14 protein-coding genes are annotated in these 14,288 nt (G+C 61.7%); 10 read left to right on the forward strand and 4 right to left on the reverse strand.

What is annotated here, in order from left to right:
• Positions 1 to 129: 129 nt before the first annotated feature.
• A complete protein-coding gene (locus tag IF690_RS06135) occupies positions 130 to 1,056 on the forward strand; it encodes an IS110 family RNA-guided transposase (protein ID WP_202699270.1) in 927 nt (308 codons plus the stop codon).
• Between the two features lie 68 nt (positions 1,057 to 1,124).
• On the opposite strand, the gene IF690_RS06140 is transcribed toward IF690_RS06135, so the two are convergent.
• Genes IF690_RS06140 through IF690_RS06150 form a run of 3 tightly spaced genes read right to left on the reverse strand, consistent with a single transcriptional unit; the run spans position 1,125 to position 3,573 of the window.
• Positions 1,125 to 1,586 carry a DNA polymerase III subunit chi gene (locus IF690_RS06140; protein ID WP_202699271.1) on the reverse strand — a complete coding sequence of 154 codons (462 nt, stop codon included), beginning with the start codon at positions 1,584 to 1,586 and terminating at the stop codon, positions 1,125 to 1,127.
• A 7-nt stretch (positions 1,587 to 1,593) separates the two neighbouring features.
• Positions 1,594 to 2,022 carry a DNA polymerase III subunit chi gene (locus IF690_RS06145; RefSeq protein WP_092299672.1) on the reverse strand — a complete coding sequence of 143 codons (429 nt, stop codon included), beginning with the start codon at positions 2,020 to 2,022 and terminating at the stop codon, positions 1,594 to 1,596.
• A gap of 60 nt (positions 2,023 to 2,082) precedes the next feature.
• Positions 2,083 to 3,573: a leucyl aminopeptidase gene (locus IF690_RS06150; protein ID WP_202699272.1), complete on the reverse strand. Its 1,491-nt coding sequence runs from the start codon at positions 3,571 to 3,573 to the stop codon at positions 2,083 to 2,085.
• Positions 3,574 to 3,883: 310 nt separating this feature from the next.
• Between IF690_RS06150 and lptF the strand changes: the two genes are divergently transcribed.
• The 9 genes from lptF (at position 3,884) to pdxJ (ending at position 12,519) form a co-directional block, all read left to right on the forward strand.
• A complete protein-coding gene (lptF, locus tag IF690_RS06155) occupies positions 3,884 to 5,002 on the forward strand; it encodes an LPS export ABC transporter permease LptF (protein WP_092417918.1) in 1,119 nt (372 codons plus the stop codon).
• Positions 4,995 to 6,056, forward strand: a complete 1,062-nt coding sequence (lptG, locus tag IF690_RS06160) for an LPS export ABC transporter permease LptG (RefSeq protein WP_202699273.1) — start codon at positions 4,995 to 4,997, stop codon at positions 6,054 to 6,056. Before lptF ends, lptG begins: the two co-directional genes overlap by 8 nt.
• 168 nt (positions 6,057 to 6,224) lie before the next feature.
• Entirely contained in the window at positions 6,225 to 8,024 is a 1,800-nt protein-coding gene (gene lepA / locus IF690_RS06165; protein ID WP_023969707.1) for a translation elongation factor 4, read from the forward strand.
• 5 nt (positions 8,025 to 8,029) lie between these two features.
• Positions 8,030 to 8,884, forward strand: a complete 855-nt coding sequence (lepB, locus tag IF690_RS06170; protein ID WP_038581913.1) for a signal peptidase I — start codon at positions 8,030 to 8,032, stop codon at positions 8,882 to 8,884.
• Positions 8,885 to 8,915: 31 nt separating this feature from the next.
• The gene (locus tag IF690_RS06175; RefSeq protein WP_009047124.1) at positions 8,916 to 9,101 is read left to right on the forward strand and encodes a hypothetical protein; all 186 of its coding nucleotides are present in this window, start codon (positions 8,916 to 8,918) and stop codon (positions 9,099 to 9,101) included.
• Positions 9,098 to 9,787, forward strand: a complete 690-nt coding sequence (rnc, locus tag IF690_RS06180) for a ribonuclease III (RefSeq protein ID WP_009042306.1) — start codon at positions 9,098 to 9,100, stop codon at positions 9,785 to 9,787. The genes IF690_RS06175 and rnc overlap by 4 nt, the downstream gene beginning before the upstream one ends.
• Entirely contained in the window at positions 9,780 to 10,682 is a 903-nt protein-coding gene (gene era, locus IF690_RS06185) for a GTPase Era (protein ID WP_202699274.1), read from the forward strand. The genes rnc and era overlap by 8 nt, the downstream gene beginning before the upstream one ends.
• Before the next feature lie 116 nt (positions 10,683 to 10,798).
• Positions 10,799 to 11,488, forward strand: a complete 690-nt coding sequence (recO, locus tag IF690_RS06190) for a DNA repair protein RecO (RefSeq protein WP_202699275.1) — start codon at positions 10,799 to 10,801, stop codon at positions 11,486 to 11,488.
• Positions 11,489 to 11,775: 287 nt separating this feature from the next.
• On the forward strand, positions 11,776 to 12,519 hold the full coding sequence (gene pdxJ, locus IF690_RS06195; protein ID WP_023969711.1) for a pyridoxine 5'-phosphate synthase: 744 nt from the start codon (positions 11,776 to 11,778) through the stop codon (positions 12,517 to 12,519).
• Positions 12,520 to 12,637: 118 nt separating this feature from the next.
• Here pdxJ and mltF read toward each other — a convergent pair whose 3' ends face one another.
• Positions 12,638 to 14,098: a membrane-bound lytic murein transglycosylase MltF gene (gene mltF / locus IF690_RS06200; protein ID WP_202699276.1), complete on the reverse strand. Its 1,461-nt coding sequence runs from the start codon at positions 14,096 to 14,098 to the stop codon at positions 12,638 to 12,640.
• Positions 14,099 to 14,288 lie beyond the last annotated feature (190 nt).

A 14,288-nucleotide genomic window follows, 5' to 3' on the forward strand; every position in this document is an offset into this window, starting at 1 on the left:
GTGCTGTAGCAAGGTCTCCATGCCGATCTCTCCTCAACTACGCCCGTACAGTTGCTCGAGCCGACACTCGAAGATAAGGCTGGGCTGCCGAGGAGAACTCTCGACGTCTCAAGACTAGAGGAGATCATCATGGGTTGCATAGGCGCCGGTATCGATGTGAGCAAGGACACTTTGGATGTGAAGGTGGACAAACATGGACCACAACTACACACCTCCAATGATTCGGCAGGATGGCAGCAGGTGATTGCTTGGCTAACGCCATTCGCTCCTCAGCAAGTGGTCCTGGAAGCAACCGGTGGCTATGAGCTGCAAGCGTTGAAGGCGCTCTATGCCGCTGGTTTGCCCATGGTCAGAGTCAATCCTCGACAGGCTCGGGACTTTGCTCGTTCAACAGGCCAGTTGGCGAAAACCGACCGCCTGGATGCTTGCGTCCTTGCCCATATGGCAAGCGTCCTCAAGCTCAATCGCTATCAGTCCCCAAACGAAGAAACTCAGTTTCTGCACGCTTGTCATCGCCGCCGCCAGCAAGTGGTGCAAATGCTGGCGGCAGAAAAGCAGCGGCGACGCCTGACTGAGCAACCGGCCATGCGCTTAATGCTTGAACGCAATATCCAGCGCCTGGAAGCCGACCGAGACGAGCTGGACATGCACATTAGCGAGCAGCTCAAGGGGTCGATACAGGCCAAGGTGGCCTCGGCGATCAAAGGTGTTGGCCCTGTTGTTCTCTCGACTCTTGTTTGTGACATGCCTGAGCTAGGCCATTTGAATCGCAAGGCGATTGCCAAGCTCTACGGTGTAGCGCCACTTGCCAAAGATAGCGGCAGGTCCCATGGGCGACGGATTACCTGGGGTGGTCGGGCCAATCCGCGAGCGATGATCTACATGGCGGCTTTGAGTGCGGTTCGCTATGACCCGGTGCTCAAAACGTTTTACGAGGGGCTGGTTGGTCGGGGCAAACCAAAGAAGCTGGCGCTGGTCGCTGCCATGCGCAAGCTCATCACAATTCTGAACGCGCGAATGCGCGAAGCCTTCCAGGCTTCTGCGCAAATCACGTGAGAAACACAGTTGCTACAGATGGCTGGGGACCTGTAGCTGCGAGGTTTGTCCGCTGAACAAGGCAGGGGTCAGGCGTCGTACTGGCTCAGCAGGCGATCCATTCGTGCGTCGAGGCGACGCTTGATCTCGGTTTCGATGTGCGGGGCGAAGTCGTCGATCACGTCTTGCATGATCAGTTGCGCGGCGGCGCGCAGTTCGCTGTCCAGGTGCAGCAGGGCATCCTGGTTCTTGGGCGCTGGTGCGGGTTTTGGTGCCGATGTCGGTGTCGGGGCTGGAGCGACCACTACGGGAGCCGGTGGCGGTTCGACCACCGGAACGGGGGCCGGTTGTGGTCCTGCCGGCGCCTCGTCGAGGGATTCGACGGCAGGCTTGCCGCCGACCATATCGAACAGCAGTGGAATCTGCACTTCGCCGTCGACGGTCTCGGTCAGCAGCGGAGGTTGCAGGTCGTCATCGCCGAGCAGTTGGCGGATGGACTCGAGGTCATCCAGCAGGTGCGCGGACTTTTGCAGCGGTTTGGGAGTGTCCATCGATGGCTCAGAGTCGCTGTAAACGGTGATCTTGCAGAGGATAGCCCTGTTCGCGGTAGAAACGGAAACTCTCGCGAGCGGCCTGGCGGATAGTCGGGTCTTCCACCACCACTTCGGCGATGCGGGCAAAACGCTGGGCAAATGCCGGGACTTTCAGGTCCAGGTTGACCAGCAGGTCATGATGTTCGCCAGGGTCGTCGCCGAGGCCGAGAACGATCACGCCATCCGGCTCGCTTTCGGCGGGGCCGTGGGGCACGAAGGTTTCGCCCTTGAAGCGCCACAAGCGGGCATCGAGCTCGTCGCGCTGGGCCGCGTCGCTGCAATGCAGGTAGATGCGGTGCCCCATGCGCCAGGCCTTGTCGGTGAGCTTGCAGGCGAAGTCCAGGCGCGCCGAAGGATCCGCGCTGGGAAGGATATAGAAGTCGACTTTGGTCATTGCGGTTCCTGAACCCGGGAGTGCGCCGCGTGTGGGCGGCGCACCCCGAGGTCATAGGTTTCAGGCCTTGGCGCGGTCCAGCAGGTATTGGGTCAACAGGGGGACCGGACGGCCAGTGGCGCCCTTGTCCTTGCCGCCGCTGGTCCAGGCGGTACCGGCGATATCCAGGTGTGCCCAGTTGTACTGCTTGGTGAAGCGCGACAGGAAACAGGCAGCGGTAATGGTGCCGGCTTTCGGGCCGCCGATATTGGCGATGTCGGCGAACGGGCTGTCCAGCTGTTCCTGGTACTCGTCGAACAGCGGCAGCTGCCAGGCGCGGTCATCAGCCTGAACGCCGGCGCTCAGCAACTGGCCGATCAATTCGTCGTTGTTGCCCAGCAGGCCCGAGGTATGGGAGCCGAGGGCGACCACGCAGGCACCGGTCAGGGTGGCGATATCGATCACCGCCTGTGGCTTGAAGCGCTCGGCATAGGTCAGGGCATCGCACAGCACCAGGCGGCCTTCGGCGTCGGTGTTGAGGATTTCCACGGTCTGGCCGCTCATGGTGGTGACGATATCGCCCGGACGCGAAGCGGTGCCGCTCGGCATGTTCTCGGCGCAGGCCAGGATGCACACCAGGTTGATCGGCAGCTTGAGCTCCAGCACGGCACGCAGGGTACCGAACACGCTGGCGGCGCCACCCATGTCGTACTTCATTTCATCCATGCCGGCGCCAGGCTTGAGGCTGATGCCGCCGGTGTCGAAGGTGATGCCCTTGCCGACCAGGGTGTACGGCTTCTCGGATTTCTTGCCGCCGTTGTATTGCATGACGATCAGGCGTGGCGGCTGGGCGCTGCCCTGGCCCACGGCATAGAACGAGCCCATGCCCAGTTCCTTGATCTTCTTCTCGTCGAGGACTTCGACTTTCAGGGCCTTGAATTCCTTGCCCAGGGCCTTGGCCTGTTCGCCGAGGAAGGTCGGGTGGCAGATGTTCGGCGGCAGGTTGCCCAGGTTGCGGGTGAAGGCCATGCCGTTGGCGATTGCCTTGGCGTGGGCCACGGCGCGCTCGACTTCGGCCAGCGCGGCCTTGATGGTCAGCAGGGTGATTTTCTTCAAGGCGCGCGGTTCGGCTTTCTGGCTCTTGAACTGGTCGAAGCTGTATTCGCCGTCCACCAGGGTTTCAGCCAGCAGGCGGGTCTTGCCATAGCTGTCGCGACCCTTGACCACCACTTCGTCCAGCGCCAGCACGGCCTCGCTGCCGCCCAGGCCCTTGAGGGTAGTGAGGATGCCACTGACGATCTTGCGGAACGGGCGGTCGCCCAGTTCGGCGTCCTTGCCGGTACCGACCAGCAGGACACGTTCGGCCTTCAGGTTCGGCAGGGCGTGCAACAGCAGGCTCTGGCCGACCTTGCCGTCCAGGTCGCCGCGCTTGAGTACCGCACCGATGGCGCCGCCACTGAGCTCGTCGAGTTGTTTGGCAACGCTGCCGAGCTTGCGGCCTTCGCCGACGGCGACCACCAGAGTGGCGGTCTTCAACGTTTCCGGGCTAACGCTTTTTACAACCAGTTCCATGTCCGGGTCCCTGAATTAATGGTCAAAGAGCGCAGGGCCAATGCCGTGCGCCAGGCTTGTCATGTCTGTAGCTTTTATAAGGAGAGGCGTCGGCAGCGGCCAACGACAGGGCCGCCAGTTTGAACCCGGGCGGTCGAGGCTGACAACCCTCCCATGAGCGAACTTCGCCGCTTTAGAGGCCTGCGTGAGCATGCGCAGTGACAGGCGCATGCAATCACAGGATAATGCGCCATCTTTTTCGGCGGCTCGGCTTCACGGGCCGTGTTTGCTTGTTTGGCCGCCTTAGCCTGACAACCCTGGAGTGTCTGGTTTGATCGTCTTCCGTTATCTATCCCGCGAAGTGTTGCTGACCTTGAGCGCCGTGAGTGCCGTTCTACTGGTCATCATCATGAGCGGACGTTTCGTCAAATACCTCGCGCAAGCGGCCTCGGGTGCACTGGACCCGGGCTCGCTGTTCCTGATCATGGGCTTTCGCCTGCCGGGCTTCCTGCAACTGATCCTGCCGCTGGGGTTGTTCCTTGGCATTCTCCTGGCCTACGGCCGGCTGTACCTCGAAAGTGAAATGACCGTGCTGTCGGCCACCGGCATGAGCCAGCAGCGCCTGCTGGGCATGACCATGATCCCGGCCGCGCTGGTGGCCCTGCTGGTGGCGTGGCTGAGCCTGAGCCTGGCGCCGCAGGGGGCCAATCAGTTCCAGCTGCTGCTGAACAAGCAGGACGCCATGACCGAATTCGACACCCTGGTGCCGGGGCGCTTCCAGGCGCTCAACGACGGTACCCGGGTGACCTATACCGAACACTTGTCCGATGACCGGGCCAACCTGGGTGGGGTGTTCATCTCGGAAAAACGCCTGAGCCAGGACAAGAAGGACCAGGGCATCTCGGTGCTGGTGGCAGAGAAGGGGCACCAGGACATTCGTCCGGACGGCAACCGCTACCTGATCCTGGAAAACGGTTATCGCTACGACGGTAACCCGGGCCAGGCCGATTACCGGGTCATCAAGTACGACACCTACGGCGTATTGCTGGCCAAGCCGGACGTCAGCGACGAAGTCACCGACCGCGACGCCATGCCGACCCGCGATCTGATCGGCAACCCGGACCTGCGCGCCCATGCCGAGCTGCAATGGCGTATTTCCCTGCCATTGCTGGTGTTTGTCGTGACCCTGATGGCGGTGCCGCTGTCCCGGGTCAACCCGCGGCAGGGCCGCTTCCTCAAACTGCTGCCGGCGATTCTTCTTTATATGGCTTACCTGACCATCCTGATCGCGGCCCGTGGCTCGCTGGAAAAAGGCAAGCTGCCGCAAGCGCTGGGCCTGTGGTGGGTACACGGACTGTTTCTATTGATTGGCCTCGGATTGCTGTACTGGGAACCCTTGCGTCTGAAACTGGCGAGCCGCCGCAGCATGAAGGAGGTGGCTCGTGGTTAAGCTCGATCGCTACATCGGTAACAGTGTCCTGCTGGCCATTCTGGCGGTACTGGGGATCATTCTCGGCCTGGCGTCGCTGTTCGCCTTCATCGACGAGATGGGCAGTGTCAGCGACAGCTACACCGTGATGGATGTGTTGAGCTTCGTGGTCATGACGGCGCCTCGCCGGCTCTACGAAATGCTGCCGATGGCGGCCCTGATCGGCTGCCTGATCGGCCTGGGCAGCCTGGCCAGCAACAGTGAACTGACCATTATGCGCGCCGCTGGCGTGTCCATCGGGCGGATCGTCTGGGCGGTGATGAAGCCGATGCTGTTCCTGATGCTGGCCGGTGTGCTGATCGGCGAATACGTCGCTCCCGCCACGGAAAGCCAGGCACAGGCCAGTCGCGCGCTGGCCCAGGGTTCGGGCGACGCGCAAAGTTCCAAGCGCGGCCTGTGGCACCGTCAGGGCGAGGAGTTCATCCACATCAACGCCGTGCAACCCAACGGCCTGCTGTATGGCGTGACCCGTTATCACTTCGACGATCAGCGGCACATGTTGTCCTCGAGCTTCGCCCGCCAGGCCCGTTTCGAAGAGAGCTACTGGCAACTGAGCGACGTCACCACCACCTATTTCCGCGAAGGCCACACCGAAGTCATCAACACCCCTCAGGAACGCTGGGACGTGGCCTTGAGCCCGCAACTGCTGAGCACTGTGGTGATGGCGCCGGAGTCCCTGTCGATCAGCGGCTTGTGGGGCTACATCCACTACCTGGCCGATCAGGGCTTGAACAACGGTCGCTACTGGCTGGCGTTCTGGGTCAAGGTGCTGCAACCGCTGGTCACCGCAGCCCTGGTATTGATGGCGATCTCGTTCATTTTCGGTCCGTTGCGTTCCGTGACCCTTGGCCAGCGGGTGTTCACCGGCGTGCTGGTAGGGTTCACCTTCCGCATCGCCCAGGACCTGCTGGGCCCGTCGAGCCTGGTATTCGGCTTCTCGCCGCTGTTCGCGGTGCTGGTTCCCGCCGGTTTCTGTGCCCTGGCCGGGTTCTGGTTGTTGCGCCGGGCCGGTTGACCGGCGCCCATGACGCCACGCGCAAGAGAAACGCCCCTGTCGAAAGACCGGGGCGTTTTGCGTTCATGCACCACTGACAGGCGAACGTGACGCTTGCGTCGTCTATCAGGTACAATTCCCGGCTATTTTTCGGCGGGCTATGCCTGCAGCCTTTTTGAGTGTTGATCCGTGAGTGATTTGAGTCATATCCGCAATTTCTCCATCATCGCCCACATTGACCATGGCAAGTCGACTCTGGCCGATCGCTTCATCCAGATGTGCGGCGGCCTGGCCGAGCGCGAAATGGAAGCCCAGGTTCTGGACTCCATGGACCTTGAGCGTGAACGCGGGATCACCATCAAGGCCCACAGCGTTACCCTCTATTACAAAGCCCGCGACGGCATCACCTACCAGCTGAACTTCATCGACACCCCAGGCCACGTGGACTTCACCTATGAAGTCAGCCGGTCGCTGGCCGCCTGCGAAGGCGCCTTGCTGGTGGTCGACGCCGGCCAGGGCGTGGAAGCGCAGTCGGTCGCCAACTGCTACACCGCCATCGAGCAGGGCCTGGAGGTCATGCCGGTGCTGAACAAGATCGACCTGCCGCAGGCCGATCCGGACCGGGTCAAGGAAGAGATCGAGAAGATCATCGGTATCGATGCCACCGACGCCGTGACCTGCAGCGCCAAGACCGGCCTGGGTGTCGACGAGGTGCTGGAGCGCCTGGTAACCACCATTCCCGCGCCGACCGGCAACATCGAGGATCCGCTGCAAGCGTTGATCATCGACTCCTGGTTCGACAACTACCTGGGCGTCGTCTCCCTGGTTCGCGTGCGCCATGGCCGAGTGAAGAAGGGCGACAAGATCCTGGTGAAATCCACCGGCAAGATCCACCTGGTGGACAGCGTCGGTGTATTCAACCCGAAACACACCGCCACCAGCGACCTGAAGGCCGGTGAAGTAGGCTTCATCATCGCCGGCATCAAGGACATTCACGGTGCACCGGTAGGTGACACCCTGACCCTGAGTTCGACCCCCGACGTCGAAGTGCTGCCCGGCTTCAAGCGCATTCAGCCACAGGTCTACGCCGGCCTGTTCCCGGTCAGCTCCGACGACTTCGAAGACTTCCGCGAAGCCCTGCAAAAACTCACGCTGAACGACTCGTCGCTGCAATACACCCCGGAAAGCTCCGACGCACTGGGCTTCGGCTTCCGTTGCGGCTTCCTCGGCATGCTGCACATGGAAATCATCCAGGAGCGCCTGGAGCGCGAATACGACCTGGACCTGATCACCACGGCGCCGACGGTGATTTTCGAGCTGCAACTGAAGAATGGTGAGACGATCTACGTCGATAACCCATCGAAGTTGCCGGATCTGTCATCCATCGAAGACATGCGCGAGCCGATCGTGCGGGCTAATATCCTTGTGCCGCAGGAGCACCTGGGTAACGTCATTACCCTGTGCATCGAGAAACGCGGCATACAGCACGACATGCTGTTCCTCGGCAGCCAGGTCCAGGTGACTTACGACCTGCCGATGAACGAAGTGGTCCTGGACTTCTTCGACCGCCTCAAATCCACCAGTCGTGGCTATGCTTCGCTGGATTATCATTTCGATCGCTACCAATCGGCTAATCTGGTCAAGCTGGATGTGCTGATCAACGGTGAGAAAGTCGACGCCCTGGCATTGATCGTGCACCGTGACAACGCGCACTACAAAGGGCGTGCGTTGACCGAGAAGATGAAGGAACTGATTCCTCGGCAGATGTTCGACGTGGCAATCCAGGCCGCCATTGGCGGGCAGATTGTGGCGCGGACAACCGTCAAGGCGCTCAGAAAGAACGTACTGGCCAAATGCTACGGTGGTGACGTTAGCCGTAAGCGCAAGCTGTTGGAAAAGCAGAAGGCCGGTAAGAAACGCATGAAGCAAGTGGGTAACGTGGAGATTCCACAAGAAGCCTTCCTTGCCGTGCTCAGGTTGGATAGTTAGGTCCTATGTCGCTAAATTTCCCGCTGTTGCTGGTCATCGCCGTCGCCGTCTGCGGCCTCCTGGCGTTGCTCGATCTGGTCTTTCTGGCGCCGCGCCGGCGTGCCGCCATTACCAACTATCAGGGCAGCGTCAGCCAGCCGGATGGACTGGTCATCGAGAAACTGAACAAGGAGCCGATGCTGGTCGAGTACGGCAAATCGTTCTTTCCGGTGCTGTTCATCGTGCTGGTGCTGCGTTCGTTCCTGGTGGAACCGTTTCAGATTCCTTCGGGATCGATGAAGCCGACCCTGGATGTGGGCGACTTCATCCTGGTGAACAAGTTTTCTTACGGGATCCGCCTGCCGGTGATCGACAAGAAAGTCATCGAGGTCGGTGATCCGCAGCGCGGCGATGTGATGGTGTTCCGCTACCCGAGCGATCCGAACGTCAACTACATCAAGCGTGTGGTTGGCCTGCCGGGCGACGAAGTGCGCTACACCAGCGACAAGCGCCTGCTGGTCAACGGCCAGTCGGTCGCCGAGCAACTGGTCGGCTCCGAGCCGGGCACCCTGGGCAGCGCGGAGCTCTACAAGGAAAAACTCGGCGCCGCCGAGCACCTGATCCGCAAGGAAATGAGCCGCTACCGGGCCACCCCGGACCGTCAGTGGACAGTGCCTGCCGGGCACTACTTCATGATGGGCGACAACCGCGACAACTCGAACGACAGCCGCTACTGGGATGACCCGAGCATTCCCAAGGACCTGCTGGGCATGGTTCCCGACAAGAATATCGTCGGCAAGGCCTTCGCCGTCTGGATGAGCTGGCCCGAACCGAAACTCAGCCACCTGCCGAATTTCTCGCGGGTTGGCCTGATCAAGTAATCAAACACGGCGCTGTTGAACACAGCGCCGAATGCTTTTCTGGATCTTGCAGAACACCGGCCCGCCAGGTTCGGCAGCCTCCCAGGCGTCACCAGAAGCAGCAGTCAACGATATTCAGGATGTGGATTTGAACACAGCGTTAATTGCCACAGGCACCTCGTGCCTCGTCTCCAAGGTGGTGAAATTCAACCACGAACTCAGCGTGGGTAAACCGTGAGCGTTTCTTTGAGCCGTCTCGAGCGTCAGCTCGGTTACACCTTCAAGGACCAGGAACTGATGGTCCTGGCCCTCACTCACCGCAGTTTTGCCGGGCGCAACAATGAGCGCCTGGAGTTCCTCGGTGACGCCATCCTCAACTTCGTCGCTGGCGAAGCGCTGTTCGAGCGTTTCCCCCAGGCCCGCGAAGGCCAGCTGTCGCGTCTGCGCGCGCGCCTGGTGAAGGGAGAAACCCTGGCCGTGCTGGCCCGTGGTTTCGATCTGGGCGAATACCTGCGCCTGGGCTCCGGTGAGTTGAAAAGCGGCGGTTTCCGCCGTGAGTCGATCCTCGCCGATGCCCTGGAAGCGCTGATTGGTGCGATCTACCTGGATGCGGGCATGGAAGTCGCGCGTGAGCGCGTGCTGTCCTGGCTGACGTCCGAGTTCGACAGCCTGACGCTGGTCGACACCAACAAGGACCCCAAGACCCGCCTGCAGGAATTCCTGCAGTCGCGTGCCTGTGAACTGCCCCGCTACGAAGTGGTGGATATCCAGGGTGAGCCTCATTGCCGGACGTTCTTCGTCGAATGTGAAATCACCCTACTGAACGAAAAAAGCCGAGGTCAGGGTGTGAGTCGTCGTATTGCCGAACAGGTAGCGGCCGCCGCAGCACTGATTGCCCTGGGCGTGGAGAATGGCCATGACTGATACAACTGCAACACGCTGTGGCTATGTCGCCATCGTCGGCCGTCCGAACGTGGGCAAGTCCACGCTGCTGAACCATATCCTGGGGCAGAAGCTGGCCATCACCTCGCGCAAGCCGCAGACCACCCGGCACAACATGCTCGGCATCAAGACCGAAGGCGAGATCCAGGCGATCTACGTCGACACCCCGGGCATGCACAAGAGCAACGAGAAGGCGCTGAACCGCTACATGAACAAGACCGCCTCGGCGGCCTTGAAAGACGTCGACGTGGTGATCTTCGTCGTTGACCGCACCAAGTGGACCGACGAAGACCAGCTGGTACTGGAGCGCGTGCAGTACGTGCAGGGCCCGGTGATCCTGGCGATCAACAAGACCGATCGCATCGAGGACAAGGCCGAGCTGATGCCGCACCTGACCTGGTTGCAGGAGCAGTTGCCGAACGCCGAGATCGTTCCGGTGTCGGCCCAGCAGGGGCACAACCTGGAAGCCCTGGAAGGCCTGATCGCCAAGCACCTGCCGGAAAACGATCACTTCTTCCCGGAAGACCAGATCACCGACCGCAGCAGCCGTTTCCTCGCCGCCGAACTGGTGCGCGAGAAGATCATGCGCCAGCTGGGGGCCGAGCTGCCGTACCAGATCACCGTGGAAATCGAAGAGTTCAAGCAGCAGGGCAAGACCCTGCACATTCATGCCTTGATCCTCGTCGAGCGCGACGGCCAGAAGAAAATCATCATTGGCGACAAGGGTGAGCGCATCAAGCGCATCGGCATGGAAGCGCGCAAGGACATGGAGCTGCTGTTCGACTCCAAGGTCATGCTCAACCTGTGGGTCAAGGTCAAGGGCGGTTGGTCCGATGACGAGCGCGCCCTGCGTTCGCTGGGCTACGGCGACCTGTAAATCCTGCCTCGTCGCCAGCGCCTCGCTCCTGCAGCATGTAGGGGGCGAGCCGCTGGCGATAAAGGTTCGGCTCGTGGACCTGTCACTTTCTCAAGCCTTGAGATCCCCCGACACCTATGTCCAGTAGTGCTCCCATCGGCCAGCCCGCGTACGTCCTGCACAGTCGCGCCTATCGCGAGAGCAGTGCGTTGGTGGACTTCCTCACGCCCCAAGGGCGGCTGCGTGCGGTATTGCGTGGCGCGCGGGGCAAGGCCGGGACCCTGGCGCGGCCGTTCGTGCCGCTGGAAGTGGAGTTTCGCGGGCGCGGCGAGCTGAAAAACGTCGGGCGCATGGAAAGCGCGGGAACCTCCACCTGGCTCAACGGCGAAGCGCTGTTCAGTGGTCTTTACCTCAACGAGCTGCTGATCCGCCTGCTGCCCGCCGAAGATCCGCATCCGGCGATCTTCGAGCACTATGCGGCGACCTTGCTGGCCTTGGCCGAGGGCAGGGCCCTGGAGCCCTTGCTGCGTGCCTTCGAGTGGCGCCTGCTGGACGACCTGGGCTATGGCTTTGCCCTGGACATGGATATCCACGGCGCGCCGATCGAGGCGCAGGGCATGTATCGCCTGCAGGTGGATGCCGGCCTGGAGCAGGTTCACCTGTTGCAACCGGGGCTGTTCAATGGCACCGAGCTGCTGGCCATGGCGCAAGCCGACTGGAGCGCGCCCGGGGCGCTGGCGGCGGCCAAGCGCTTGATGCGCCAGGCGCTGGCGGTGCACCTGGGCGGTCGGCCATTGGTCAGTCGCGAATTGTTTCGCAAGCCCTAGTGGCCTGTGTGGCTAATTCGTGCACTCAACTTCGGCGCCAGTGCTCGCCAGGCTGCGTTGCCATTCCTCGCCGTAGCGGGCTACGACTCGTCATGGCGCCTTGCCTGGCAAGCCCTGGCACTCGAATTTGAGTAGCCGAATTAACCGTACAGGCCACTAGTCGTCCCATTACGCCAATACGCTCGAATCCTGCCTGGCTTGCTCGTGCGACCGAACGCCGGCAGTTATTTTCGCCAGCGGACACTATATGCTGTGCACCGAATCCCTAACTCCTCAGGAGCGCTTTCGTGACCACCAGCAATCGCATTCTTCTTGGCGTGAACATCGACCACGTAGCCACCCTGCGCCAGGCCCGGGGCACCCGTTACCCTGATCCGGTCAAGGCGGCGCTGGACGCGGAAGAGGCGGGGGCCGACGGCATCACCGTGCACCTGCGCGAGGACCGCCGGCATATCCAGGAGCGCGATGTGCTGCTGCTCAAGGACGTACTGCAAACCCGCATGAACTTCGAGATGGGCGTCACCGAGGAAATGATGGCGTTCGCCGAACGCATCCGCCCGGCGCACATCTGCCTGGTTCCGGAAACCCGCCAGGAGCTGACCACCGAAGGTGGCCTGGATGTCGCCGGGCAGGAAGCGCGGATCAAGGCGGCGGTAGAGCGGCTGTCGAAGATCGGCGCCGAAGTGTCGCTGTTCATCGACGCCGATGAGCGGCAGATCGCAGCCTCCCGACGTGTGGGCGCGCCGGCCATCGAGTTGCACACCGGGCGTTATGCCGATGCCGAAACGCCGAGCGAAGTGGCCGAGGAGCTGCAGCGCGTGGCTGACGGCGTGGCTTTCGGCCTGGGCCAGGGCCTGATCGTCAATGCCGGCCACGGCCTGCATTACCACAACGTCGAGGCGGTTGCGGCGATCAAGGGCATCAACGAGTTGAACATCGGCCATGCGCTGGTGGCCCATGCGCTGTTCGTCGGCTTCAAGGGCGCGGTGGCAGAGATGAAGGCGCTGATCCTGGCGGCAGCCAAGGCCTGACGAAAGCGCTGTCGCCGCTGCCGCAGGCTGCGATCGACTGGAACGGTCGTGGCGATGTTACGGTTTTTCAGGTCCTGCGGACCTGTCGCAGCCTTAGGCAGCGGCTACGACAGAGGAGTTAAAGCGGCGGGGTTTCCTGGGTCGGCTTGGTCTTGTCCACGCCCGGCACATGCAGATTGCCCTCGGCCACCTGGTCGCCTTCCAGCTGCGGCTGCGTGACCCAGGTCAGGATGTCGTAGTAACGACGGATGTTGGCGACGAAATGCACCGGCTCGCCGCCCCGGGCATAGCCATAGCGGGTCTTGCTGTACCACTGCTTCTGCGAGAGGCGCGGCAGCATCTTCTTCACGTCCAGCCACTTGTTCGGGTTCAGCCCTTCCTTTTGCGCCAGCTTGCGGGCGTCATCCAGGTGGCCGCTGCCGACGTTGTAGGCGGCGAGGGCGAACCAGGTGCGGTCCGGCTCTTCGATCTTGTCGTCCAGCTGGTCCTTCATGTACGCAAGGTACTTGGCGCCGCCCTGGATGCTTTGCTTGGCGTCCAGGCGGTTGGACACGCCCATGGCCTGTGCGGTGTTCTGGGTCAGCATCATCAGGCCACGCACACCGGTCTTGGAGGTGACGCTCGGTTGCCACAAGGATTCCTGGTAGCCAATGGCCGCCAGCAGGCGCCAGTCGACCTTCTCTTCCTTGGCCGAGGCCTTGAAGTGCTTCTCGTATTTGGGCAGGCGCTGCTGCAGGTGCTGGGCAAAGGTGTAGGCGCCGACATAACCGAGGACATCCACGTGCCCGTAATAACGGTCCTTCAGGCGTTGCAGGGTGCCGTTCTTCTGCACCTTGTCGAGGAAGGCATTGATTTCGTTGAGCAGGCTGTTGTCTTCGCCGGCGGCCACGGCCCAGCTCTGGTTGCTGGCATCGCCAAGGTCGAAGGCGACGCGGATATTGGCGAAATACACCTGGTTCATCGCCACTTCGTTGGAATCCACCAGGGTCAGGTCGATCTGCCCCTCGTCGACCATGCGCAGCAGGTCGACCACTTCGACCTCGTCGGACTCTTCATACTGAATGCCGGGGTATTTCAGCTTGAGTGCGGCCAGTTGTTCGGCGTGGGTGCTGCCCTTGAGCACCATGATCTTCTTGCCGACCAGGTCGCTCGCATCGGTGGGGCGGGACTGGCCGTTGCGGTAGATGACCTGCGGGGTGACTTCCAGATAGGTATGGGAAAACCGGACTTGCTGCTTGCGTTTCTCGCTGCTGACCAGGCCGGCAGCAGCCAGCACCGGGCCGTCAGGTTTACCCAGCTGGTCGAAGAGGTCGTCGAGGTTGTCCGCGGTTTCGATCTTCAGCGTTACCCCCAGATCGTCGGCGAAGCGTTTCACCAGCTCGTATTCGAAGCCGGTTTCACCATTGCGATCCTGAAAGTAGGTGGCCGGGCTGTTACGGGTGACCACCCGCAGCACGCCATCCTCCTTTACTCGCTCCAGTGTGCTGGGTTTCTCAACGCAGGCACTGAGCATCAGGAAGAGTCCGGTTGCGATGAGCCATCGGGCACAGCGCGGACGTAAAGCCATTGGGGAAAACATCTGCGCAGTATACGCAAAGGACAACAACCGCCATATCTCGACAGCGACGGGCTTGTCTGCTAGAGGTCCCGGCCCCCGGCCAGAGCCCTCGGGAATGGGCCTCCGGGCCTCGTCGAAAGGGTTGAAATAACCCTTCTGAAGGGGCCGGATAAGCCTTTGTCACAGGGGGCTGCGCACGGGCCGACGTCTG

Origin of the sequence: Pseudomonas sp. SK3(2021) (genome assembly GCF_016772375.1) — a bacterium.
In the GTDB taxonomy this organism is placed as follows: domain Bacteria; phylum Pseudomonadota; class Gammaproteobacteria; order Pseudomonadales; family Pseudomonadaceae; genus Aquipseudomonas; species Aquipseudomonas chlororaphis_I.